This window comes from Photobacterium andalusiense (genome assembly GCF_900185625.1).
Lineage (GTDB): Bacteria > Pseudomonadota > Gammaproteobacteria > Enterobacterales > Vibrionaceae > Photobacterium > Photobacterium aquimaris.
On the sequence record NZ_FYAJ01000001.1, the window covers coordinates 980,499 to 1,006,274 of the forward strand.

Annotated in this window: 25 protein-coding genes; 11 read left to right on the forward strand and 14 right to left on the reverse strand. The window is 37.5% G+C overall.

Annotated elements, in window-relative coordinates; all coding sequences use genetic code 11:
- Positions 1–21: 21 nt before the first annotated feature.
- Positions 22–1,386, forward strand: a complete 1,365-nt coding sequence (locus PAND9192_RS04460) for a CynX/NimT family MFS transporter (protein WP_087852712.1) — start codon at positions 22–24, stop codon at positions 1,384–1,386.
- Between the two features lie 98 nt (positions 1,387–1,484).
- Here the strand turns inward: PAND9192_RS04460 and PAND9192_RS04465 are convergent, their stop codons facing one another.
- The 3 genes from PAND9192_RS04465 to PAND9192_RS04475 form a co-directional block, all read right to left on the reverse strand.
- Entirely contained in the window at positions 1,485–2,099 is a 615-nt protein-coding gene (locus PAND9192_RS04465; RefSeq protein ID WP_087852713.1) for a glutathione S-transferase family protein, read from the reverse strand.
- Positions 2,100–2,115: 16 nt separating this feature from the next.
- Positions 2,116–3,144, reverse strand: coding sequence for an NADPH-dependent curcumin/dihydrocurcumin reductase (gene curA / locus PAND9192_RS04470; protein WP_087852714.1), 1,029 nt, complete (start codon positions 3,142–3,144; stop codon positions 2,116–2,118).
- A gap of 104 nt (positions 3,145–3,248) precedes the next feature.
- Positions 3,249–3,839 carry a TetR/AcrR family transcriptional regulator gene (locus PAND9192_RS04475; protein WP_087852715.1) on the reverse strand — a complete coding sequence of 197 codons (591 nt, stop codon included), beginning with the start codon at positions 3,837–3,839 and terminating at the stop codon, positions 3,249–3,251.
- Between the two features lie 200 nt (positions 3,840–4,039).
- Here PAND9192_RS04475 and PAND9192_RS04480 point away from each other — a divergent pair, with 200 nt between their 5' ends.
- A complete protein-coding gene (locus tag PAND9192_RS04480) occupies positions 4,040–4,612 on the forward strand; it encodes a hypothetical protein (protein ID WP_087852716.1) in 573 nt (190 codons plus the stop codon).
- A gap of 66 nt (positions 4,613–4,678) precedes the next feature.
- Here PAND9192_RS04480 and PAND9192_RS04485 read toward each other — a convergent pair whose 3' ends face one another.
- Complete coding sequence (locus PAND9192_RS04485; RefSeq protein WP_087852717.1) at positions 4,679–6,154, reverse strand: C69 family dipeptidase; 1,476 nt, start codon at positions 6,152–6,154, stop codon at positions 4,679–4,681.
- Positions 6,155–6,413: 259 nt separating this feature from the next.
- Here PAND9192_RS04485 and PAND9192_RS04490 point away from each other — a divergent pair, with 259 nt between their 5' ends.
- Together PAND9192_RS04490 and PAND9192_RS04495 are read left to right on the forward strand one after the other, a co-directional pair.
- On the forward strand, positions 6,414–7,649 hold the full coding sequence (locus PAND9192_RS04490; RefSeq protein WP_087852718.1) for an MFS transporter: 1,236 nt from the start codon (positions 6,414–6,416) through the stop codon (positions 7,647–7,649).
- 23 nt (positions 7,650–7,672) lie between these two features.
- Entirely contained in the window at positions 7,673–8,347 is a 675-nt protein-coding gene (locus tag PAND9192_RS04495; protein ID WP_087852719.1) for a peptidoglycan DD-metalloendopeptidase family protein, read from the forward strand.
- 103 nt (positions 8,348–8,450) lie between these two features.
- On the opposite strand, the gene PAND9192_RS04500 is transcribed toward PAND9192_RS04495, so the two are convergent.
- Both PAND9192_RS04500 and PAND9192_RS04505 read right to left on the reverse strand, forming a co-directional pair.
- Positions 8,451–9,623 (reverse strand): PcfJ domain-containing protein, encoded by a 1,173-nt coding sequence (locus PAND9192_RS04500; protein WP_087852720.1) that lies wholly within the window; start codon positions 9,621–9,623, stop codon positions 8,451–8,453.
- Between the two features lie 273 nt (positions 9,624–9,896).
- Complete coding sequence (locus tag PAND9192_RS04505) at positions 9,897–10,673, reverse strand: AraC family transcriptional regulator (protein ID WP_087852721.1); 777 nt, start codon at positions 10,671–10,673, stop codon at positions 9,897–9,899.
- A gap of 206 nt (positions 10,674–10,879) precedes the next feature.
- On the opposite strand from PAND9192_RS04505, the gene PAND9192_RS04510 reads away from it, so the two are divergent.
- The gene (locus tag PAND9192_RS04510) at positions 10,880–12,040 is read left to right on the forward strand and encodes an MFS transporter (RefSeq protein ID WP_087852722.1); all 1,161 of its coding nucleotides are present in this window, start codon (positions 10,880–10,882) and stop codon (positions 12,038–12,040) included.
- An 87-nt stretch (positions 12,041–12,127) separates the two neighbouring features.
- On the opposite strand, the gene PAND9192_RS04515 is transcribed toward PAND9192_RS04510, so the two are convergent.
- The 3 genes from PAND9192_RS04515 to rsuA all read right to left on the reverse strand — a co-directional run bounded on the left by PAND9192_RS04515 (position 12,128) and on the right by rsuA (position 14,945).
- The gene (locus PAND9192_RS04515) at positions 12,128–12,781 is read right to left on the reverse strand and encodes a DUF2913 family protein (RefSeq protein WP_087852723.1); all 654 of its coding nucleotides are present in this window, start codon (positions 12,779–12,781) and stop codon (positions 12,128–12,130) included.
- A 45-nt stretch (positions 12,782–12,826) separates the two neighbouring features.
- Entirely contained in the window at positions 12,827–14,017 is a 1,191-nt protein-coding gene (locus tag PAND9192_RS04520) for a Bcr/CflA family multidrug efflux MFS transporter (protein WP_087852724.1), read from the reverse strand.
- Positions 14,018–14,246: 229 nt separating this feature from the next.
- On the reverse strand, positions 14,247–14,945 hold the full coding sequence (rsuA, locus tag PAND9192_RS04525; RefSeq protein WP_087852725.1) for a 16S rRNA pseudouridine(516) synthase RsuA: 699 nt from the start codon (positions 14,943–14,945) through the stop codon (positions 14,247–14,249).
- A 303-nt stretch (positions 14,946–15,248) separates the two neighbouring features.
- Here rsuA and PAND9192_RS04530 point away from each other — a divergent pair, with 303 nt between their 5' ends.
- The 3 genes from PAND9192_RS04530 to PAND9192_RS04540 all read left to right on the forward strand — a co-directional run bounded on the left by PAND9192_RS04530 (position 15,249) and on the right by PAND9192_RS04540 (position 17,410).
- Positions 15,249–15,743: a GNAT family N-acetyltransferase gene (locus PAND9192_RS04530; RefSeq protein ID WP_087852726.1), complete on the forward strand. Its 495-nt coding sequence runs from the start codon at positions 15,249–15,251 to the stop codon at positions 15,741–15,743.
- A gap of 139 nt (positions 15,744–15,882) precedes the next feature.
- A complete protein-coding gene (locus tag PAND9192_RS04535; protein ID WP_087852727.1) occupies positions 15,883–16,437 on the forward strand; it encodes a LemA family protein in 555 nt (184 codons plus the stop codon).
- A 13-nt stretch (positions 16,438–16,450) separates the two neighbouring features.
- Positions 16,451–17,410, forward strand: coding sequence for a DUF3137 domain-containing protein (locus PAND9192_RS04540; protein ID WP_087852728.1), 960 nt, complete (start codon positions 16,451–16,453; stop codon positions 17,408–17,410).
- 72 nt (positions 17,411–17,482) lie between these two features.
- Here the strand turns inward: PAND9192_RS04540 and PAND9192_RS04545 are convergent, their stop codons facing one another.
- On the reverse strand, positions 17,483–18,082 hold the full coding sequence (locus PAND9192_RS04545) for an NlpC/P60 family protein (protein WP_087852729.1): 600 nt from the start codon (positions 18,080–18,082) through the stop codon (positions 17,483–17,485).
- A 248-nt stretch (positions 18,083–18,330) separates the two neighbouring features.
- On the opposite strand from PAND9192_RS04545, the gene PAND9192_RS04550 reads away from it, so the two are divergent.
- Entirely contained in the window at positions 18,331–19,062 is a 732-nt protein-coding gene (locus PAND9192_RS04550) for a 5'-nucleotidase, lipoprotein e(P4) family (protein ID WP_087852730.1), read from the forward strand.
- A gap of 74 nt (positions 19,063–19,136) precedes the next feature.
- Here PAND9192_RS04550 and PAND9192_RS04555 read toward each other — a convergent pair whose 3' ends face one another.
- Entirely contained in the window at positions 19,137–19,877 is a 741-nt protein-coding gene (locus PAND9192_RS04555; protein ID WP_087852731.1) for a hypothetical protein, read from the reverse strand.
- A 183-nt stretch (positions 19,878–20,060) separates the two neighbouring features.
- On the opposite strand from PAND9192_RS04555, the gene radD reads away from it, so the two are divergent.
- Positions 20,061–21,803: a DNA repair helicase RadD gene (gene radD / locus PAND9192_RS04560; protein ID WP_087852732.1), complete on the forward strand. Its 1,743-nt coding sequence runs from the start codon at positions 20,061–20,063 to the stop codon at positions 21,801–21,803.
- A gap of 75 nt (positions 21,804–21,878) precedes the next feature.
- Here the strand turns inward: radD and PAND9192_RS04565 are convergent, their stop codons facing one another.
- From PAND9192_RS04565 to PAND9192_RS04575, 3 genes are all read right to left on the reverse strand, one after another.
- A complete protein-coding gene (locus PAND9192_RS04565; RefSeq protein WP_087852733.1) occupies positions 21,879–22,229 on the reverse strand; it encodes a hypothetical protein in 351 nt (116 codons plus the stop codon).
- A gap of 209 nt (positions 22,230–22,438) precedes the next feature.
- Positions 22,439–23,305: a hypothetical protein gene (locus PAND9192_RS04570; protein ID WP_087852734.1), complete on the reverse strand. Its 867-nt coding sequence runs from the start codon at positions 23,303–23,305 to the stop codon at positions 22,439–22,441.
- Between the two features lie 9 nt (positions 23,306–23,314).
- Positions 23,315–23,539: an amphi-Trp domain-containing protein gene (locus PAND9192_RS04575; protein WP_087852735.1), complete on the reverse strand. Its 225-nt coding sequence runs from the start codon at positions 23,537–23,539 to the stop codon at positions 23,315–23,317.
- 304 nt (positions 23,540–23,843) lie between these two features.
- Between PAND9192_RS04575 and gss the strand changes: the two genes are divergently transcribed.
- Positions 23,844–25,727, forward strand: coding sequence for a bifunctional glutathionylspermidine amidase/synthase (gene gss / locus PAND9192_RS04580; RefSeq protein WP_087852736.1), 1,884 nt, complete (start codon positions 23,844–23,846; stop codon positions 25,725–25,727).
- The last annotated feature ends 49 nt before the right edge of the window (positions 25,728–25,776 follow it).

Below are 25,776 nucleotides of genomic sequence, written 5' to 3' on the forward strand. Positions count from 1 at the left end.
ACGCTTTTATAGGAGACTGATATGTCACACAACGTACGTAAGATTGCGCATCCAGCGCTGGTGATCGCAGGAATCTTGCTAATTGCAAGTAACCTTCGTGCACCAATCACAGGTCTAGGCCCTATTCTAGATTTTATTTCTCATGATCTTGGCTTATCAGCAACACAAGCCGGTATGCTTACCACATTACCTTTGCTAGCCTTTGCCATTTTCTCACCAATATCTTCTGGCCTAGCAAGAAAGTTGGGACTTGAGCCCTCACTGATGTTGGCACTGGTACTCGTCGCAGCAGGTATCGTAGTTCGTTCTTCTGGTTCAACCACGATGCTCTTCTTAGGCACTTGTATTATTGGTGTCGGTATTGCCATCGGTAACGTATTGCTACCAAGTTTACTTAAAAGAGACTTTCCAACTCAAGTACCAACATTAACAGCTGTTTATGTGCTTGTTATGGGTATTGGTTCAACAGTAAGCTCTAGTTCTGCTATTCCTTTGTTTAATTTAGCAGAAAAACTTCATATTACTGCAATTCCAAACTGGGCATTCTCACTTGCTGGTGTAATTATTTTTCCAGCTCTGTCTATCTTAGTATGGTTACCACAGTTAAGTGGTCATACTCGTCCATCAGCTGATACCGCTGATATTGATAGCCATAGTTACTTATGGCGTTCAGCAGCAGCTTGGCAGGTAACGATTTTCCTTGGTCTTAACTCGTTCATCATGTACATCTTTATCAGCTGGTTACCTAGTATCCTAATTGATAATGGTTACACAGAAAACCAAGCCGGTTATATTCACGGTATTCTTCAACTTTCAACAGCGATTCCAGCATTAGTGCTTATTCCACTAATGGCAAAAATGAAAGATAAGCGTGGTATGAGTGTGGCAATGGCGATACTGTCATTCGTCGGTATTCTTGGCCTACTATTTATGCCAGAGCACGCAATTGTATGGGTTATTGCTTTCGGTTTCAGCTGTGGTGGTGGTTTTATTCTTGGTCTATCGTTCGTCGGTATTCGTACTCATGACGCACATCAAGCTGCAGCACTATCAGGTATGGCGCAATGTATGGGTTACCTACTTGCAGCAACTGGCCCTATCATTTTTGGTTCATTACATGAAATGACAGGTAGCTGGCACACACCACTACTTATGACCGCAGGTGTATGTATTATATGGGCATTGTTAGCGTTATTTGCCGGTCGTTCACATGTTATTGTTCGCACCCAGAGCGGCAAAGATATCATTATCGAAGACACTGAACAGCAAGTTAAATCTCATCCACATGCTGATGTTCATGCTGAGATTAAACAGCTAAAAGCAGAGTTACAACGTATAACTAAAGAGCGTGACCAACTGAAAAACACGCTTGAAAATAAGCAGTAATCTTGCATCAATAGATCGCTATCAGCATACTGCTGATGGCGATTTTTTACATTCAAAAAAGGCCACTTTAAGTGACCTTTATCTAATAGCCATTTGCTTTAATCAAGTTGCTGCTCAACCTGATCAGCTTTACCAAATTTATCATGGGTCGCTAACTGCGCTTGATAGCGTTGAATATTAGGGTAGTTTTCTATCATGCCGTTATTTTGTAGTATTTCAACAATAAACGACATCATGATATCTGCTCCAGTGAGTCGTTCTTCAACCAAATAGGTTTTACCCACAAGACGTTGTTCAAAATAGCCGATCACTTTTTTAGCTTCGCCATCAGCATAACCTTCTAAGAAATTGGTTTTTGCGCCATCTTTAGCAACAAACATCTTTAATAATAACGGTAAAATTGCCGAACTTTCAGCAAAGTGCAACCATTGTAAATATTCAACATAAGCCGCAGTTCCAAACTTAGGAGCTAAATTTGCGCCATAAGTTTGAATCAAATATTCAGTAATAGCCCCTGATTCAGCAATCACCAATCCATTATCCTCAATAACGGGAGATTTTCCTAACGGATGAATAGCTTTCAATTCTGGTGGCGCTAAAAAAGTAACGCTATCACGAAGATAAGGTTTTACTTCATATTCCAAACCCAGCTCTTCTAATAACCAAATAATACGTTTTGAGCGCGACTTATTTAAGTGATGCAATGTGATCATAATATAACCTGCCTTGTTATTGCGCTGAATTGGTTTGAATAACTAGCTTGCCGAAATTTTTACCGTCTAATAAGCCAATAAATGCTTGAGGTGCATTTTCTAGCCCTTGTACTAAATCTTCTCGGTAATGTATTTTACCTTCGGCTAGCCACTGACTCATATCTGCTGCAAATTCATCATAACGATCAGCATAATCATCAAAAATGATAAACCCTTGCATCTTAATACGTTTAACTAATAGCGTTCCCATTAGCATCGACATACGATCGGGGCCTTGCGGTAATTCAGTGGCATTATATTGAGAAATCAATCCACATAATGGAATACGTGCGCCAGTATTTAATAATGGCAACACGGCATCAAACACTTTACCACCTACATTTTCATAATAAACATCAATGCCTTGCTCACACGCCTCAGCTAATTTCTCAGCAAAATCATTTGCTTTATGATCGATACAATCATCAAAACCTAACACTTCTTTGGCATAACGACATTTTTGCTCACCACCTGCAACACCAACAACACGGCAACCTTTAATTTTACCAATTTGGCCAACCATAGAACCAACAGCACCAGTCGCTGCTGCAACAACAATCGTGTCACCTTGTTGCGGCTTGCCTATATCAAGTAACCCCATATAAGCGGTAAAACCAGGCATCCCCATCACACCCAATGCATAAGATGGATGTGTTGGATGCATGCCTAATTTAAGTAACCCTTCACCATTGGAAATTGCATAATCCTGCCAGCCTGAATAAGATAATACCCATTCGCCTTGTTGGTAATCAGCATGATTGGACTGCTCAACTTGACATACTGTACCGCCAACCATCACCTCACCCAAAGCAACAGGCTCTGCGTATGATTTAGCATCGCTCATACGACCACGCATATACGGATCTAAAGATAGATACACACTACGCAGTAAAACCTCCCCCTCCGTTATCGTTGGTACGGCAGTTTGTTGTAAACAAAAATCCTCTGCCACAGGGGCACCTACAGGGCGAGAAGCTAATACGATTTTACGATTTACGTTTGTCATTGAGCTTTCCTTTTCATTGTTAACACCAGCAATAGACCAGTCGTCTAGTGCTGCGTTGTAAAAAATCCCGTAGTTTTATAACGGGATAATTATCATTTAATTATTTAAATTTCAGCACGTAGTTGAACTTTAGTTGTTACTAATGCTTGTTGTAATACCTGCAAATTTTGGCTCAACTTATAAAATAAACTGGCACCAAGCCATAATTGATACAATGTTTGTGCCATTAATTGACTGTCTTTTACTATGATCGAGCCATCTTTTATGCCACTTTCAATACATTGTGCAATTAAATTAACAATGCGATATGCACCATTTTTTAATGCTTCTCGCATTGACTCAGAGAGATCTGATACTTCAGCACTTAGCTTCACAACCACGCATTTATTGACGTTGCAAGTACCATTATCAATCTCTAACCAACGAGAAAAATAGTCAGTTAAGCGTTCAAAGCCATTGCCTTTACCTTGGATTAAAATCGCGGCGACATGCTCTAGGTAAGATTCAAAATAATCTTCAATTAACGCCTCACCAAATTGCTCTTTCGATTTAAAATAATGATAAAAAGAACCTTTTGGCACAGCTGCTGTTTTTAATAATTCTGATAAACCAACATTAGTAAACCCCTTAGCAACCACAAGTTGGTAACCAATATTAAGAATATGCTGACGTGTATCGTGTGTTTTTGTATTCATAAACTCAACTATAGACCCGACTAGACCAGTCGTCTAGGCTTTTGTAAACATTCTTTTGATCGTATTGTTAATACTTATTATCAAGGCCTTGTTTCTATCTTATTTATAACAGCGGATATTAATAGACATATAGCGCCGAACACGTATGATCAACACCATTAGCAAAGTACTCGAATTACACTGTCAATTGGAATATCGTTTTGATTAGAGAAAATGTCTTTACCCCTTTTGCAACGTGGAGCAAGCCTCTAGTTTCTGAGGTTGCAGAAGCAATCAACTTATTGAAAGATAATGGTTATGATGCCAAGCAACTTACATTAGCAACTGGCCTGCAAGAAAAAAACATCTGTAACTGGACAGCTAAATATAAGAAAGAGCCATTAGATGTTTCTTCAATTCCTTACCCTTGCTGGTGTTTTATTGCCGCACTTATTGGCCGACCTAACATCGCAACCAATGGTAAAGTGATTGAGGTTGATGAAATTAAACGTGTATTGCGTTTATTTAAGCCTTCTGCATTTGGTAGTCAAAATACGTTTGTATGTCCAACGAGCGATCAATTCGCTAAATTGATCGACAGTGGTTTATTTGCAGAAATGACAACTGACAATATCGCAGCATTATTTAATTGGAAGCCAGAAAACGTCAATGACAGTTTACGTGCAGGTAAATTACCTTACCTAAACTGGTGTCTTATCATGATGATGTTTGGTATTAACATTCAAAAAATGGCATTAAAAGATTTAGATACTGAAATTACACTTAATCAGTAATTGTTTACTTATTGCCTAAAAATAACGCCTTGTAGTGAGTCATTTATCTACAAGGCGTTGTTGTTTTTAAATACTTATAATATTCATATAAGTCGAGCTTGAATAACCATTTTCTGTACTTTTGGTTAAATCTGTCATGATTCTATAGCGCATTTTTTTTGCTAACATTAGCATTTGATTTAGTTGTCTGGTTGAATAATCTGCTGATGCTTTAACCGCAGCAGTTGGATCTTGTTGATAAAGGCTAATTAATCGTTTATCTGTGTTGGCAAAGGTTTGATAAATCTTATGCTGTGCGCGTTGCCAATTGTTATTAATAAACGATAAATACTTTATAGGGTGTGTGGTAGCAAGCGTTGTTAGACTTCTAAATTGCCAATAAGCAGAGTCATCAGAATACTCATCTGTTCCGGTCTTATATGCTGCAGGAAAATCATGTAACCCAGCATAGATCGGAATTAAAATTGACTCTGACAATATTCCGTAGCTTTGCCAAATAACCCCTTGAAAAGGTACTGGCATATTGGGTCTTAACTGAATAATATGCGATTCTATTTGACGATCGACACGAATAGGTCGATCACCTGAATGGGCTAATGCCGTATTTTCATAAGTTGCACTCAATACACTCACAACATTACTAAGACTAATTTTAGTATCTGGTTTCATAAATAATGGATATTGCTTCTGTCGCACCTGTTGCCCAACTGAGCGTGATAATATTTGTTGTCCAAGCCATTCACGATCGACATTAGCGGTATCGCCGATGACACCAAAAGCTTTAGCAAAATTAAAATCAGTTTGCTGAGGGTGTGCCAATAATTTATGTTGCTGAACAAACTCAAATAATCCTTTTGAATGTAAAACATTTTTTGAGTGTAAATTAATACCATGGATCCGTAATCCATTTGCCAACATAGCATAACTATCATCAGGTACTTTAACAGCAATCCAATGATGACCAGAGCCTATTTCCATTAGCCATGCCTGATTAATATCAGCAATATATAAGCTATTTCCCTCACCTGCGCCATATTGTTCAATATAACGTCCTAGCAACTCTACCCCTTGTTTGGCCGTCTTAGCTTGCGGCAAAATAAGTGTTGGAATATTTGCCTCTACCACGCCGTTTTTGACTAATGGATCTTCAGCTAAAGCCTGCTGATTAATATCAACACTTGTTGTGGCAGATACCGCAACATTAAATTGATTAATTCCACGCTCTTCAAAATACTTTCCTTCATGCGCTAATGTGTCTGCGTTCCAGTCTGGCATTGCTGAATAGGCGTATAAAATAGGCGGCATTGGCACCACTAATCCATTACCTAATAACCATTGCTTCGTTGTCGTTGTTACTTTAGGACGATAGACCTGGTACTTATTCCAGTTGTTGACCTCATAATCTTCATTTCTAGCAATAATAATACTGCCATCTACTGTGGCTTTTTTGCCAATGATTAAGCCAGTATTCGCTTCAGCAGTTAGGCTCAACATCGATATAAGCGTAATAACGACTAAACTGAATGCAATAGTAATATTCATTAATTCTCTCTTTACTTACACGTCACGAACAAACACCAGAAACACAATCTTAAATAAATTTATATTTATCTCTTTAAATCCCAGCATTCTATACACATATACATTATAAACATACATATCATTACTATTTGCTCACAAGATCACGTGCTAAAAGATTGCTTTAACTATTACTATCAATATAAATGGCGTAATTGCTTGATTCAGCATAATACCCGATTAAAATAGTCGATTATTATCGTCCGCTGGAATCGCACCAAACATGCCAACTTCAAGCCAACCTTTGGCGTTAAAACCAACCTCATTATTGACGCTCTATTGCATTATTTTTCTTGGATCTGCTGGTTTTTTTATTACGATCCCAGCATATGTCAGCTTATTTTTAACCGATCACTCAATCGCCATCGCGCAAAATATGTCAATTGAACAACGTCGAACTTTGTTTGGCACTGTGATGTCGGCAGCCCCTTTTATCTCGATGTTCTTTACACCATTAATTGCTCGTTTTGCCGACCGTTTTAGCCGCAAAACGACAATGGCATTGTGTTTAATTATTGCTGCAATTGGCTTTGCTATGCCCATCTATGCCATTGTTGTCGGTTCAATTGCATTATTATTTGCCGGCAATATGATCAATAGCCTCGGTTCTGCAAGTCAGCCGATCGCACAAGCTATTTTAGCTGATAATAGCCGAGGAAAAACCAAAGCGACGTTAATGAGTTTAGTCGCAGTCGTTATGACTGCAGCAATGTCATTTGGCCCAGCATTAGGTAGTAAACTATCAGCAACCTACGGAACTCAAGCTCCCTTTTATGCTTGTTTAATCATTGCTATTGTTTGTCTCATCTTATTAAATTTAGTTCGATTACCCGCTCAAATGTCGTTACACAATGAGAACCCTCTTTCTTTTATCGCACCATTAAAACGCAGCCAAACCGGTTTATTACCTTGTTTAGCGATTGTGTTTATTTGCCAATTCAGCTGGAGTTTATATTTCCAAAATATTGCGTTTATTTTTCCACAAAAATGGAATATCAATGTTGAAAGTAGTTTCTACCAATATTTTATGATGGCGATTGGTGTGGTTATGATCAGCTCATTATTACTGCTTCCGCGCATTATTCTCGCGCGGATTAATGTGAATACGGCCTTACGTATCACCACCCTTTTTGCGGCAATGGGTATGGTTCTATTAGCTATCACACCAACACCAAATACCCATATTGCAGCGATGATATTTACTGCTGTGATGGTTGCGATTTCATTTCCATTTTACATTACAGCATTATCAGATAGAGCCAGTGAGGCCGATCAAGGCTGGGTCATGGCACTGTCTAGTGCCATGGTAGGTTTAGCGTGGACATTAAGTGGCTATTTAACCAGTGTATTTGTAAACATCGATTTAATTCTACCTACAGCAATTGCTGCTATCGGATATTTAATTGCGATGATTTTGGTGCCACGTAAAAAAGCGACAGTTACTGTTGCAGCTTATTAATATATTTAACAAGGAAATTGCTGATGACACCATTAGCTCGCACACTTGCTGCACATTGTTTTCACCCCGTTATTCCACCAGCACTCCAATTTGGCAACGGATTAATTGTCGATCTTTCACCAAGCAGTGAGCTCTGGAAAAATGTTACCACTAACCACAGTTTTGCCGATGAAATAGTCCGCCAAGCCACAGCCATTGATGCTGAAATTGTGATTGGCCGTTATGCAGAACAGCGTCTGATTTATCAAGATAAAGCTAACTTTAGTGACAGTCAAAATCGTACTGTTCATATAGGTATCGATTTGGGTGTTGCGGCGCTTACGCCAGTCTTTGCACCGCTCAATGGTACAGTACATAGCATTGCTAATCACCAAGGTGACGGGGATTATGGCCCAACGATCATTTTACGTCATCAGCTTGAGGGAATAACTTTTTTCACTCTATATGGCCACTTACATCAAGCTGCACATGCCACATTAAACGTCGGCGATATTATTACTGCTGGAGAACAGTTTACGGCGGTAGGCACAACAGCAGAAAATGGCGGTTGGGCTCCTCATCTACACTTACAAATCATCGACAATATGGGGTCAAATAAAGATGATTATATTGGTGTGGTGGATCCTGCCGAGCTTGCGTTCTACCGCAATAACTGCCCGAATCCAAATTTGATCTTAAAACGTAGCGATCTTGATTAAATATATTCTTCACAACTGAAAAAGTGAGCATCTTACATACTTTCAAGTCAAAGGAAACGAAGCTCTGCTCACTTTGCGTTTATTGTATTTTACTCATACGGTATTAACGAACCACTTTAATACTGTCTAACCAACCGTAAACCGTTTCTAATGTTTCATAAGATGGCATACGATTATTACGAGCTTGAATTTGATCAACTGTATAGATATCACTCGCTCTACCATTGGCTAAATAATGGCGCTTTAAACCTATTGTTACTCTTTCCGGCATATGCATTTTATACACCAGATATTCACCTTTAATAATGCGATGATGGTAAATAGCAACATAGTGATTTTGTTCAATACCTTCAGATTCAAGTTGCTGGTAATTGCGAATTGGCACAATATTATTGTTCCCAGTAAAAGGAATATCATACGCTTTGTCGCAACTCGGATCAGGCACAAACTTGGCTGTTCGCTGTGCGATAAGCCAACGATCATGTAATTGTTTTAGCTCATCATATGATGTTGCAGCATGAATACGTCGCACTGAATCGACATCAAGCACTCGATAGCCTAATTGAAATACATCCGATAATATTTGATTAATTTGTAGTCTTTCTCGTTGCGAGGCTTTCATTAAATAAAAGCCTAATTTAGTGCCTGTCAGCGTTGGCCATTGTAAATAGACTTGCAAGGTTAACGTGGTAATGGCCTGATAATGGCGGAACAATATAAATGGCTTGGTTTGTGGATCTAATAAGCGATGAATAACGATCACAACCGAACGGGTAGAAAAATCACTTTGAATACGATCAATAAACCGTAATGCTGAGCGGCATGAGGCTAAGCCTAAATGGGCTAATATCTGCCGCTGTCCCAATTCACATAAAGAGACAACCTGCTCATGATCTAAGGGATAACGCTCACACACTAGATAAAGTAATATTGGTCGTTGGGATAATAAATGACGTGCTTTGTCGCTCATTGCCGCAATTTTTAGCATATAAACACCAAGATCAGCATATACACGAGCTTTATTCACCAGTTGTGTTGGAATGCTGTCAATCCATGCTTTGCCGCCTGCTAATGACTCAATATGCTCTATATAAAACGAACAACTTCCTTCCAATAATTCACGATGACCATCAGGATAAGCACGATACATAGCAAGACCGTCACGCCAATCATAAAATTCTAATACAAATGGAAAAAACGTTAATGTTTCATCAAATGATAAAATCAAAGGTATAGAAATATGTTCATTTTTATATTGAGTACAACAAACAGGCATGGACGTCCTTATTATTCTGTTAGCCTTAGCGAGCATTATATTAATCGTATAATGACAATATCATTTATAGTAATTAATAGGATTATCATGACTTATAAAGATGAATATTCAACTTAAAAACCATCAAGATGAGAACCTCATATCAATTTTTTATTACATAATATATTAAACGGTTTTAGTGTTTATTTATGGTTAAGTTGCCGCAAAAAATCAGTCAATATTGGCTAATTTTAGCGTTCTATATTTAATAAGCGCTCTAGGATGCAAGATTCATTATTTAAGTTCAATCATAAAATTAAGTGGTGTAAATCCCGTTTTTTGGCGAAAGAAGTAAATAAATGCACTGTCATTAGCAAAATCAAGTCGATATGAAATATCTGAGATCCGCTGCCCTTGTACAAGTAATTCAATCGCAGCTAACAACCGCCATTGCTGACGCCAACTTTGATATGGCATGCCTGTTTCTTTATTGAAAATACGGGTTATGGTTTTTGAGCTTGCACCAACAAGCTGGCTCAGCTCAGCTAAACTCGGTGCTAAAAAGTCAGGATGATTAATATTAGCTAACCATTGCTGTAATCGTATATCGTGTGGTAGTGGTAAGTTTAGATGGCTATCAGTAGCAGAATTAAGTTCTTCTATTAATAAATTAACTGTATTTATTTGCTCATGATTCGGTTTATCAAAGGGCCAATATGCCATTCTTTCAAGTAATGCTGCCATCAACGGATTAATATCGATGATCTTCATTTCGCGGCTAAGTTGTGGTTGTAATGCTTGATCAAAATACAACGAACGATAATGGGTTACATTGTTCATTTGGGCATTATGTAACACACCAGCAGGGATCCATGCCGCTCTCATTGGTGGCAACACACACTTAACCCCTTCTAAGGTAATTACCATACAGCCATGATGTGAGAACAATAGCTGATCTTTATTATGCCGATGCTCTCCAGAATCATGATTACCTAAATCAGCGGCAAGTCCAATCACTAAGCCATCATATTCATCTGCACAAAACTGTTGATCTATTGTAATGTAAGCCATTTGACTATCCTTATCAATTTGTCCTTAAAGTGATATTTAACGTCCCTATGTTAATATTATACCAAATTTCGACACTATATAATTTTCCATATTGAAATAACAGTGACACCGACACTCTTGTTCATTGCATTAGATTCCAATTTTAACGTTGTGAATATAAGCATCAATAGAAGTGAGGTAATTACTGGATAAACAGGATATAGAAAATGAATATAAAAAAAATATCAACACCGTTAGCCATTGCGCTATTAATGTTTCCACAGCTTATTGAAACCATGTATAGCCCAGCATTGACATCGATTAAAAATCATTTTGCTGTTAGTGCTGAAAATGCAGCTCAGGGTTTATCCATCTTCTTTATAGCTTTTGCTTTAGGTGTCGTTTTTTGGGGGACATTATGCGATATCATTGGTCGCCGTCGTTCAACGTTAGCTGGATTAGCACTGTTTATTACTGCTGCGATAGCCACTTATTTAGCACCTAACTTTGATCTATTTTTATATGGTTTTGGAGCTTGCGCATTTGGCGCTGCAGTTGGCTCGGTATGTACTCAAACGATTTTAAGAGACAGCTTTGAAGGCCTTGAATTATCGCGACTATTCTCAATTGCGGCAACATCAGTTGGGATTAGCCCAGTACTCGGTATGATGATCGGCAGTTGGCTAACAGCCCATGGTGGTTATACTTGGGTATTCGCAGCAATGATTGTACTCATCATCCTGTTATTTATCTGGTCAAGTCTTCAGCTACCTGAAACTAAACCTGAACACATTAAACGTGATAGCTTGCTCTCTGTAGCCAATAAAATGATCCGTGATAGTCATATTTGGTACATTACATTAATGATCGGATTGGCTAACGTGGCACTCTTTTCATACTACAGTATTGCTCCGTTTATGTTTGAGCAACTGGGCGCAAGTGTAAAACTATTTGGTTATACCGGTTTTGTTTTAGCCTTTGGTTCGATATTAGGATCACTGATTAATATAAAGCTAATTCACTATAAGCTAAACGGTGATGTTATTGTCTTTATCGCGATGATATTAATGGTTATTTCAGGCATCGGGGTTTACCTATTACAAGATACAATTTGGTTCTTTATTCCAATGGCTTTAGTTTCTGTTGCTTTTGGTCTTACTTTACCAAATCTATTTAGTACCGCTTTAGTCAATTATCGTAACCACCTTGGCAGCGCGGGTGCTTTATTAGGGTTATCCTATTACCTCATTATTGGTATTGGATTAGATTTTGCCGCATCAACAGGTAATTTAGCCATCACACTATTAACTTGTGGCGGTTGTTGTTTAGTACTGGTTATCATTAAACAACTGTTCACTAAGTTAACACTAGCACGTAACGCAATATAGTTATCAACGAGGCAGATACATTAAACGATAAAAAATGCCGTATGCGTGGTTAACACATACGGCATTTATGTATATCAATAATAACGATTAAAGCGTCGCTGTTGGTAGCTCAGGCAGATGTCCACCAGCATTATGCGGGTAAATCACATACTCACCATGAAACTTAACTTTTGATTTATAGTCTGTAATTTTAAACAGCAAAATTCCATGTTGGTAGGCAATGTCAATAAATTGCTGTGCATTACCACGTACATATAAAGATAAAGGTTTAACTAACTCGTCACCGTCAGCCATTGCTTCGGCATACTGAGCACAACAAACCACTAACGATGCTTTACCATCAGTATGGTGGCTGACCTTACGGTTGACTTCATATTCATTGGTTACTAACCAATCTTGCTGTTCAAGCGCAGTATAAAACGTTGTCATCACCGCCGGCGTAATAACTGTTGATTGACCTTGCTCATTGGTTACCTTCGCGTAAGTATCGGCTAAACGCGAAAAATGCAGTTTTAGTTGTGCGTTTTTACCCATTGTACGTGATTGCTGTTGCCATTCTTGCAGTGTTTTCACGACACAACGATCAAAGCTATGTTGTTTAAGTACTTTTGTTACCCAAGCACTTAAAAAAATACTTTCACTGACAGGATTTTTCTGTGCTTTACCTGTTGCTTGCGCTTCTTGTAAGGCGGTTAATCCACTATTAACTACATTGTAAATTTCATTAAAAAAAATGGTCATGATTTATTTCAAACAATCCAAAAATATCAAACCACGACACAACTTCTAAGCTGTGCGTGCAAGGAACCAATAAAAACCAGCCGATAATATAGCACATGATGCCATAGTCAATGCCATTGGCCACGCATTACTGTCTGGCATTAAAGCAACCAGTCCACCAACAATTGAACCAATACCAAACCGGAACGTTCCACCTAAAGATGAAGCCGTACCCGCCATTTGCGGATAACTCGATAATAAACATGCCATGGTATTACTACCGATAGTAGAAAGTGTACCAATGAATAACGCAACAGGAATAACCACCCCCCACAAGCCTAAATCTAACCACTGTCCTATGAGTAGTAATATTCCTGCGACTAATTGAATAATCAAACCAAAACGCAGCATCCAGTGTGTACCCTTGCGCTTTACAAATCGGCCATTAATGCTTGTGAATAGGATCATACAAAGAATGTTTAAGCAAAAATAATAGCCAAAATTCTCGACACTAATACCGTAAATATCGATGTAAACAAATGCACCTGCGGTTAAAAACGTAAACATACCCGCAAAAGAAAATCCGCTGCAGCAAATTAAACCAAATGCAACCGGGTTTGATAATAACCGTTTGTAATTTTTAAGAATTGACGATAAATGAAATGGCATCCGTTTTTCTTTTGGAAGCGTTTCTTTAATCTTAAATAATATCGAAATTAACACTATCACAGCAAAAATTGCTAATGCCCAAAAGACAGCACGCCAACCAAACCATACAGAAAGATGCCCGCCTAAAACTGGCGCAATTAACGGTGCAATCGTCATCACTAAAGTAACAAATGACATTGTTCGTGAAAATTCTTCACGCTCAAACATATCACGTACCAAGGCACCAATAATCACCGCAGCAGCAGCGCCAGCAAACCCTTGCGCTACTCTAATAATAGTTAATTCATTAATATCGGTGCTGAGCGCGCCTAAAATTGTTAAGACTAAAAAACTCACCGTCCCCGCAATCAACATTGGTCGACGACCATAACTATCAGCTAACGGACCATGAATGAGCTGACCAAAGGCAAAGCCCGCAGTATAAGCCGTTAATGTAACTTGAACGGCACTTGGCGAAACAAGAAAGTCTTTAGCAATACTCGGCATTGCTGGTAAATACATATCGATAGCAAAAGGAGTTAAAGCGGCAATTGCACCGAGAATGAGAATGAGCTGTAAACTCAATTTAGATGAGGCTTGTTGAGTCATAAATATTCTTTTATAAAATAACAATGATAAGCAGGATATAATTGCTATGAAAGGGACAATAAACCTATTGTACGCTAAAAAGTGGCATTGATTCTTTCCTAATAGGAAATAAAAAATTTCTAACTTACCTTAAAATAAGAGAATAATAATCGTTTCAGATCGCATGCAAAAAAAAAAGCATAAACAACAATGCTTATGCTTTCTTCGTATTACATCATCATGAATAGTATTATTTCGCTAAAAATGACGCAACTTCTTCAGCCGTTAACGGGCGGTATTGGCCAGGTTCAAGATCTTCATCTAACTCAACTGCGCCTACTCGCTCACGATGTAAACCAACCACACGGTTACCAACAGCTGCAAACATACGCTTCACTTGGTGATATTTACCTTCAGTGATGGTTAATACCCCTTCTCGCTCACCAACAATTTCTAATTTTGCAGGGCGAGTCAGTCCATCTTCACCATTTAATTGTACGCCAGCTTCAAATTGCGCAATATTCTCCACAACAATCGGATCAGCTGTTTCTACAAAATACACTTTCTCACACACATGGCGTGGAGAAGTAATGCGGTGTGACCATTGACCATCATCAGTTAATAGCGTTAAGCCTGTTGTATCACTGTCTAAACGACCAGCAACGTGCATTTTCTCAGGGCTTACTTCATCAAACAATACAAAAACAGTCGGATTGAAATCATCAACATGTGAACACACAAAGCCCTGTGGTTTATTCAACATGAAGTAACGAGGCCCTTGTAGACGAAGTGGACGACCGTTAAATTCTACGTCGTTATCATCACCAACAGAGAAAGAAGCACTGCGAACTATTTCGCCATCAACTTCAATCATTTTGTCACGAAGAAGTTTACCGGCTTCTCTACGGGTGATACCTAAAGTGGTACCTAAGAATTTATCAAGCCTCATTGACTGGCTCCGCTACTTACAAATGGGTCGGTATTATAGGAAGCAAATCACACAGATGCATTAAAAACTTTGTTTTCCTCAACATTCATACGCTGAGCACTTTGTAATAACACCTGGTTTTAAAATAAAATTGTTAAACTTAATACCATTTCATTAAAAAAATGAACATTTCTATGACTCTATTGTCATATATCTGCTAGATTACAAATTAAAAAACATTCACTCTATGCAAATACAACAACTTACTTACACGTTGTAATCAATAAAGCCTTCAAAGATAAGGGTTTAACTTAGGGACTCAGTATGAATATTTCTCTCAGCACACCAACACTTTCTTCGCTAAATAAATTTCTCAAATTAATAGATGAATTGTTTGACTATGAAGCTTTACCTCAAAAAGCAGAACAAACAACGCAGGCAGTTAAACAATTATTAAGTAACCCACAATTAGGACAAGCATGGTTCATTGAAGTCGAACAGCATGGCATGAAATATATCGCTGGTCATATTATCGTCAGTTATAGCTTTAGTCTTGAGCATGGCGGCAAAATTGGCTTAATCGATCAGTTCTATTTGAAATCAGAGTGGCGTCAGCATGGTATCGGAACTGAATTATTACCACAGCTAGAAACATTAGTGATTCAAGATGGGGTTAAAGCATTATCGCTCGAAGTGAATATTGGTAATGCCGGAGCGCGTAATTTCTATGAAAAGCATGGATTTACACCCCGCCGTCAGTTTTGCATGATGACAAAAAGTCTTACTGAATCCCATATTGCTCTTACTGCTATTTCATAGATAGACCAAGTAATAATAATAAATCTGAATTTAAGCCTTGTTTTGACAAGGCTTTTTTCGTTATAACTAGAGCGTAACCTTACGGCTAGCTATAACAATCATTATTTTTGCTTGCTGGTTTATATAAAGGAAAATAGAAATGCTAATAGGTATAATTGTCTTTGTGGTACTGAGCGCACTGTTATATGTAGCAATGCGCAACAGCCTCATCAGTAAAAAAAATCAAGTAGCTAATGCAGAAGCTAGTATTGATGTCATGCTTAAAAAGCGGTTTGATTTATTACCTAATTTAATTGAAACCACCAAAGCCTATATGAAACATGAACAATCTGTGCTTATAGAGCTTACTGCATTACGCCAACAATCAACCCAAATTGAGTCAGCCAATAAACCACAGCTAGATAAAAAACTCTCTGCCGCGGTTTCTCACTTTAAAGTCGCAGTCGAAGCCTATCCCGAGCTTAAAGCCAATCAAAATATAGAATTACTCATGCGCTCAATTAACGAAACAGAAGAGCAAATATCAGCGGCACGACGGAGTTTTAATGCGGCAGTCACACGCTATAACAACAGTATTGAAATGTTCCCATCAAATATCATTGCTCAACAAATGCGCCTAACAATATTACCGTTATTTGAAATTGCTGACACCGAGCGTGCCAATATTGATGCAGCACGTTTATTTAAGCAATAGGACATGATCGCCCATGGATAGTAAGCTTACTGTACTTTATGAAACGCATCTGAAGCCACAACTTGAAGCACTTGATCATGATCGTAAAAACGTCATCAAACAATATTGGCTATCATTAGTCATTGCAATTGGATTTGCCGCAACTGTTATTCCCTTGAGTTTTATGTATGATTTACAAGCTTTTGGTATTATTTTTTCGATTATCATTGCGATTGTTATGCATCGTTTATATAGCAAACGTTGGGATCAATATAAAAAAGATTATAAACATAAAATAGTTACCAAGCTCATTAGCTCTATTGATAGCAGCTTTAGCTATCAACCAACACAATGTATTGATAAACAAGATTACAAAAACAGCGCTCTTTTTGGTCGTCAATATGATCGTTATCGCGGTGAAGATCTCATTGAAGGTCAACTAGATAAAACCCATTTACGCTTTTCTGAGTTACATACAGAATATAAAACTCAAAGTCGTGATAATAGCGGCAAGAACCAAGATCAATGGCATACTATTTTTAAAGGGCTTTTTTTCATTGCTGATGCAAATAAGCACTTTTCTGGTCAAACAACCATCATGCCCAATAACCACAATATTTTTTCTGCTATGGGTCAAAAACTATCAGATATATTCACTAATAACCAACAACAGGTTATTCTCGAAGATCCTGAATTTTCGAAACTTTTTAATGTGTATAGTAACGATCAAGTCGAAGCACGTTATCTACTCTCACCTGCAATGATACAACGACTGATTAATTTCAGTAACCGTTCTGAACATACGATTGCTTTTTCATTTGTTAATGATCATCTCTATATCGCAATTTCAAGCTCGAAAAACTACTTTGAGCCTAAATTATTTCAGCAGGCAGACTCTTTAGCCTTTATTGCATCGATTTATTATGATCTTCAGTTTGTGATTAATATCGTTGATGAATTAGATCTCAATACACGAATATGGACCAAACCTTAACCTAAACCATCACCTAATTTTACCTTACAACCATAAAAAAACGGAAGCTCAGAGCTTCCGTTTATTAAGTGCTTATATTGACACTAATCGCCTAACTTGCCAAAAATGTCGCTTCCAAAAAATATGATGTAAATTTGAAATAGACACCCCGCGCGAACTAGCAGAGTTCATAAAATTTCCATTAGAGAGATAAATACCAACATGTCTCTCATTATGGCCTGTTTTAAAGAAGACTAAATCCCCTAACTTAGCTTGATCTTTACGAACACGCCGCCCTAATTTTACCTGCCCTAACGTTGTTCTAGGCAAATAACGATGAAAAACTTGGCGATACATTTTCATTACAAAGGCTGAACAATCAATCCCTCGATGGCTTGAGCCACCAAAATGGTAAGGTGTTCCCTTCCAGCCATAATATGCATGAAAAATTTTATGTCTAACCAGCCGTACATGCCGCAATTCTTGTCGCTTTGTTAAATGATGGCGCTTCTTATACACATGTTTTATATGATGTGTATGGTGTATCAAATGTCCTTGGTGCTTATGTGAGTAATGACGATAAATACGAGCATGATGTATTTTCGTATGAGCAGTCGTTTTTGTTGTCGAAGCCGCGGCATACCATGATAAAAATGCCGATAAAATAATAATAATTCTAAAAATATAAAGCATTGGTCGTAATTTTTTAATTATAAGTAAAAATCATAGCTAAGTTACAATGTAACATTATTATTAATGAGTATATTACTATATTTGTGCAATATATAAATTCAATAACAGCACATTGAACTAAGCTGAATAGCTGAATATCTTCTTGACAGTTCACATTATGATATTTGTTATCAGTCATAATATAAATGACACATTAATCTACTAGCCTATTCGCCTAGATACATACCAATTAGGAATAGGTTTAACCAATGCGCAATTCGTTTTCTATCGCATCTTTACTGTTTGTTCTAAGTAGTTCTTCTGCATTTGCCGCAGATCCTCATTGCAATGTAAAACAATACGAGATGGGACTACGCTACCAACAGCAATCAGCTGAAATTATGGCTCTACAATTACAGACTTATAAGTTTGCTCAACAACAGCTTAACGAGAACTTAACCCAAATAAAAACAAATAAAAAAAAGGCCATTATTATCGACCTTGACGAAACGGTATTAGATAACACACCGCTGCTTGTCAAAGATCTCAGTAAATGTCACGATTATACAGAATGGGATACTTGGGGTGATTGGGAAAAAAATGGCAAGCCACACTTAATTCCTGGGGCTAAAGACTTTCTTAACTTTGTAAATAATCAACACATCACTATTTTTTATGTTTCTGATCGTAGCCAAACAAACAAGCAGGCAACTATCAATACCCTTAATCGCTTCGACCTTCCACAAGTTGATAGTGATCATGTCTTATTAGCTAATAAATCAAAACAACTGCGCCGCGAAGACATCAACCAACAATATCAAGTCATCATGTTATTAGGCGATAGTTTGGCTGATTTTGCTGCTGAGTTTAAAACTCATAAACCAACTACAGAACAACGTAAACTGGTTGTCCAACAACAGCAACAATTTGGTACTCAATGGATTGTGATGCCAAATAGCAGCTATGGATCATGGTCACAAAGCCAACTAAAAAGCGAATAACATAAAATAGACGCAATAATTATCCCTATTGCGTCTTAATTTTTAAAAATAAAACCTGTTACGTTTATTTTAATTTATATTCTCAACGCTAAATTAGTCGCAATTTCTTGCACTGTCTTATTAATTTGTTGAGTATTATTAGCATTCAAACTTTTAATATTAATATTTGACTCATTAGTTTCAAATATAATTGCTTGATAACGAGCATTACGTACTTGAGTCATATCAACTATAGTAACGATACGATCATTACTATTATTTAAAATAGGTAAGTCAAAATGACCGTCAGCATCAATATCAACAGTTATCGCAAGTCTAACGAAAGCATCATAAGCTAAATGCTGTTGTTGAATCTTAAATGCATCCATTATTGCCGTTTTATTATCAATAATATATTGCTTTAATTGGTATTTAGTTCTTAAAGTTGCACCACTACTCTTACTCTCTGCTAATGATGATAAGGCCTCTTTAACTACGGCATTCCAGCCAGGTTGATTATATTGATTACTTTTCATCACCGTTTGTAATTGTTGAATTTGTGCAGAATGAATATCAACTAATGGTGTATCAATTAGCTTATTAATCATTCCAATATGATGATTAACCGAATTAAATGAATCATTTTTGCTTATTGCTTCTAATTCTTTAATTTGGCGCTGATGTAATACATATATTTTTGCACCATCAAAGTTTGCCTCTTTATTATTTAAGAAACTATTATGGCTTAATGTATTTTCTTTATTACATCCAACTATAAGTATTAAGAGTGATAATATTAAGCATGACCGCTTTATTCTTTTATTTAAAAAGTCCATTTATGTATTCTACAAAACATAATTTATATCAATATGTTACTATGTTCTCATTAAGTAATGCAACTAATTACTTATTGTTATGATCCTCTCCTATTATTCAACATGATAAAATCAACCTAGTGACTTGCTAAACTACTGGTTAAATGTACACTAGTTAAAGTTTATTTGTAGCAGATTTACAATATGTATACTTTACGCCCTTACCAACAAGATAGTGTTAACGCCACCCTACATTATTTTCGTAAACATAACTCTCCCGCCGTACTTGCATTACCAACAGGGGCTGGTAAAAGTCTAGTCGTCGCTGAATTAGCCCGTATTGCTCGCGGCCGCGTTTTAGTGCTAACTCATGTAAAAGAATTAGTTGAACAAAACCACGCAAAATATGAAAGCTATGGTCTTAAAGCCGCCATTTTTTCCGCAGGTTTAGGTCGAAAAGAAACCGATCAGCAGGTCGTTTTTGCCTCTGTACAATCAATGGCAAATAGCCTCGATAAATTTAAAGAACAATTCTCTTTATTAGTTATCGATGAATGTCACCGTGTGCCTGATGATGAAAACAGCGCTTATCGTAAAGTCATCAAACACGTACAAACTGTCAATCCAAATATCAAAGTGCTTGGACTAACAGCCACACCTTATCGATTAGGCATGGGTTGGATTTACAAATATCACACTCGAGGCCAAGTAAAAACCGAGTCAGAGCGCTTCTTTCGAGATTGTATTTTTGAATTACCCATCCGTTACCTACTTGATGAAGGCTTTTTAACTGAGCCAAAGGTCATGGATATGGCGGTATTAGGCTATGATTTCTCATCACTGACACCATCAAATACCGGTCATTATAAAGAAGCCGATCTTGATAGTGTGATAGAGCAATCAGGTCGCGCAACACCGATGATCATCGATCAAGTGATTGATTATGCAAAAGATCGCCGTGGGATCATGATTTTTGCTTCAACCGTTAATCATGCTCAAGAAATCATGGGATACCTTGCTCATGAAAATGCAGCACTTGTTATCGGCGATACCCCTCTTGATGAGCGAGATCGGATCATTAATGATTTTAAAGCACAAAAAATCAAATATTTAGTTAACGTATCAGTATTAACCACCGGTTTTGATGCGCCCCATGTCGATTTAATCGCCGTGTTGCGCCCAACAGAATCAATCAGTCTTTATCAACAAATCGTCGGCCGTGGTTTACGCTTATTTGAAGGTAAAAAAGACTGCCTAATTCTTGAATATGCAGGTAACTGTTACGATCTCTACCAGCCAGAAGTCGGCGATCCTAAACCCAATAGCGACAGTGAAGTAGTGATGGTTCCCTGCCCTGCCTGCGGTTTCAATAACAGCTTTTGGGGCAAACTTGATCCTGCGGGTTTTCTAGTTGAGCATTACGGTCGTCGTTGCCAAGGCTATTTTGAAGATGATGACACTGGTGAGCGTGAAGAATGTGGTTACCGTTTCCGCGCTAAATATTGCGAAGAATGCGGCGCTGATAACGATATTGCAGCTCGAAGGTGCCATCAATGCGATGCAGTGATGGTGGATCCAGATAAAAAACTGCGTGAAGCGTTAAAACTTAAAGATGCGATGATCATGAAGTGCACCGACATGCGCTTAGAGCCAGGGAAAAACAAATTTGGTAAGCCACAACTTAAAGTGGTTTATATTGGTGATGAAGACAACGAAATTAACGAGATTTGGCAGTTATCAACCAAAACCCAAAAGAATGATTTTCTAACTAAGTTTATTAACCCGCACTTAGTCGATAGACATCGTCCTTTTACTGATACTGCCCCAACAAAAGTTGCAAACAATGAACACCGCTTAAGACCGCCAGAAATTATTATTGCTCGAAAAAGTGGTCGCTTCTGGGCGATTAGAGATAAATTGTTCGATTTAGATCAATATCAAAAATAAGCAGTACTATCATTCAAAAGTATAATAAGAGATGTTACCAGTTAGCTTCTCTTATTTTACTTAACGCTATTTCTATCATTTATCTTTTGTAAATATTAAACAATTTGCATCTTCTTTATCGTTCAATAAATCATCACAACTTGCTTTAGATAAACGATGTACACATGCAACAGCATTATCATGAATATCTGGATTGTGCTCTATATAATGATGATAGTGGCTTTTCATCGAATCGCATTTTTTATCAAATGCAGTGATAATTAATGACTTCTCTTCATCATTAATCTTTTGTTTCATGCCTAAATGTTCAATGGTGCACTTTTTTAAATTATCACACATAGCGGTGATAGCATCATCCATCGGTTTTGCTGCAAACACTTGTAAAGAACCCAATATCAGCACGGATATAAGTGATATTTTTAACATATAAACCTCTAGCATTAATCTGAATAATTACAGTCTAGACGCTTATTCTTATGATTTACGCTGATATTGTAAAAAGATTTTGGACAGCCATATATTTAACTAATCCCTTAAAATAAACCATTCCACCAGCAACAAATTCTTTACTGTCAAAATTACCACTTCTTAATGTAATTTATTGGTTAAAATACAATGTGATAATCCTTTTAGATTTACTTTACCCGCTCCACCCAGCGTGGAAATTCATTCAAGTAAATCATGGTTGCACCCGATCCTTTGGTTGATACGTCATAGACTGTGTTATCAACCACAACACTCATCTTGTGGGCATTTTTAATTAAACTCATTACGTTTATATCAAGCTGTGAATCACTGATAAAATCGTTATCAATAATTAACTGCACGACTTTGCCGTCCACATTATAAGTTAACCAACCTGTTGCTTCATTCGCTTCAAACGTGAGTGTTTGTCGTGTACCACCTACTTGCACATATGCCATTTTGCCGACATAACTACCAGATCCCTCTGGATAAGACTGCGCTACAGTGTAATCACCAAAGGTTTTAACTGTCGATAAATCCCACTCTTTATCATCGTCGCAATTTGGCAGATTAATCACATAGTGGAGTTCATCGGCCAGTGACCAAATACCACAACGATCGCCTTGAACGTAGAGGTGATCACCTTTCACACCAATATCTTGCTGAGAAATATGAGGAAAATCTAATTCAGTACACTCGCTGCCGTTAAGCGCATAAAGGTAAGTACTACAACCTCGTGAACCACAGTATATAGATGAAGAATATTGCACCGCGAGATAAGGCTTCTCGTCTATCTGTAAAGGCCATTGATATAAAGACGGCTCAACTATCGTTAGACCTTCTTTGATTGCATCATTGGTTTCTTTAATAAAGATATTGGCTGATTTTTTAATTAATGGGCAAAGATTATGCGCTTGTTTTAAATCAAGAATTGTTGGACTAACCCAAGTAATATCATTATTGACAGCAGTTGCACTCTTAATAGAAAATAGCAATGCTGCACAACAACATAATGTAACAACTGTTCTGTTTTTCATTATTAGCTCTTAATCATTACGCCATTTAATTTGAAACTCGATTTCTTCTTCATCCCTTTCACGCTCATGCTCTATGCTATATTCAGCACTAACCGGCACATAAACGCGCTCACCTGCGATTTGAATCTCAAACCGTGTGTCGTTTTCTACTGCATCAGCCAAACGACGCAACTTGGCAGCAAACTCTGCATTTGAATATTGTTTTTCGATATCTCTTTGTTTTTTGTTTGTCATTTTCAGTCCCTTTGAAAGATAAGCTCTATGTAAAATCCATCATAATAAAAAACGCTGTTATAAACTGCGACTGATATTGATTTTTAGTCACTCTCAAATACTCTTTAATTGCATTAATAATTCAAATCATTGAAAAATAATTACAATTTCATATTCTTGATTGAAAACGAGTTATGAAAGTTTTAGCTTATTAAAAAATTATTCTTTCTATACTCCCCCTGATGCGAATGCATACTTTACTTGCTCAATACTCTGAGCCACATCATCGGTCGTACAAAGTTAAATCATCAACTAGGCCAAGATAATGAACACAGACAACACTTCAAATAATGCTCCTTTCGGTACTTTATTGGGCTATGCCCCTGGAGGTATTGCGATTTACTCTTCTGATTACAGCACCATTGATGAAAATGAATACGCTGATGATTCTGCCATGCGTAGCTATGTGCATGGTGAATATATGGGTTATAAATGGCAATGTGTTGAATTTGCTCGCCGTTTTTTATATATCAATTATGGCTTGGTATTTACCGATGTTGGTATGGCATATGAGATTTTTTCGTTGCGTTTCTTACGCCAAGTCGTTAACGATAAAATCTTACCGTTGTACGCATTTGCTAATGGTGCTCACCAAGCGCCTGTCGCAGGTTCATTGTTAATATGGCAAAAAGGCGGTGAGTTTCAAGAAACAGGTCACGTTGCAATCATTACTCAAATTATCGATAACAAAGTGATGATCGCAGAACAAAACGTCACTTTTGAGCTCCTGCCATTAGGCCAACAATGGACTAGAGAATTAACCTTGCAGGTTGAAAATGGTTGCTACACCATTAAAGATACTTTTGATGATTCTGAAATTTTAGGCTGGATGGCTTATAACATTGAGGCACATGACTGTTTACCTCAACCCTCTCCTTCACCTGAGTTACTGAATATTCAATGTCGTTATCGTGATAACCAAGCACAATTCTCAAGCCCTTGGTTAGATGAAACTGATCCACTTGAATTAACTTACCAGCAAGCGAATAGCGACCAGTTACTTAACGATGATATTTATCGTTATTTCACCATATCTGAAAGCGCTGAACATGAATTAGCCAAAGCCACTAACGAATTGCATTTAATGTACTTACACGCCACTGATAAAGTACTGCAAGACGATAGCTTGCTTAAACTGTTTGATATACCAAAAATACTGTGGCCTCGTTTACGGTTATCATGGCAAAAACATCGTCATAGCATGTTAACGGGCCGCCTTGATTTCTGTATGTCTGAAGATGGGTTGAAGGTCTATGAATACAATGCTGATTCTGCTTCTTGTCACACTGAAGCATGTTTGATCATTCAAAAATGGGCTGAGCAAGGCGGCGATATCACTGAAAATAGTCCTGCTGAAGATTTACTGAATGAGCTTGCTAGTGTATGGAAATACAGCCAAGAGTACGATTTTGTGCATATTATGCAAGATGATGATGCAGAGGAAGATTATCACGCATTATTCATGCAAAAAGCGTTAACCTTGGCTGGCATTAAGAGCAAAATACTCAAAGGCTTAGACGGGATCCATTGGAACAGTATTGGACAATTAATCGATGACGACCAACGTTTAATTCAATGTGTATGGAAAACATGGGCATGGGAAACTGCAATGGATCAAGTACGCGAAGTCAGCAGCACTGAATATGCCGCAGTGCCTATTCACACGGGCTACCCTGATACTAAAGTGCGCTTAATCGATGTTTTGCTTCGCCCTGAAATTAAAGTATTTGAGCCGCTATGGACTGTGATCCCAAGTAACAAAGCAATATTACCTGTATTGTGGTCTTTATTCCCTCACCATCATTATTTGTTGGATACCGACTTCACGATCACCGATGAACTTCGTAAAACAGGTTATGCAATAAAACCCATTGCAGGGCGCTGTGGCAGCAATATTGATCTAGTCAGTCATAACGATTCAGTATTAGATACCACCGATGGCAAATTTAATAACCAAAAAAATATCTATCAGCAACTATGGTGTTTACCTAAAGTGGCGAATAAATATATTCAGGTTTGTACCTTTACTGTCGATGGTAATTACGGCGGTGTGTGTTTACGTTCAGATGATTCATTGGTAATTAAAAAAGACAGTGATATTGAACCATTAATTGTAATTGAAGATAATGCAGTGCTAAAAAACAGCTAATTATTAAATACCCGCAATCAAAAAAGCCGTGTAAATAATCTTTATAATA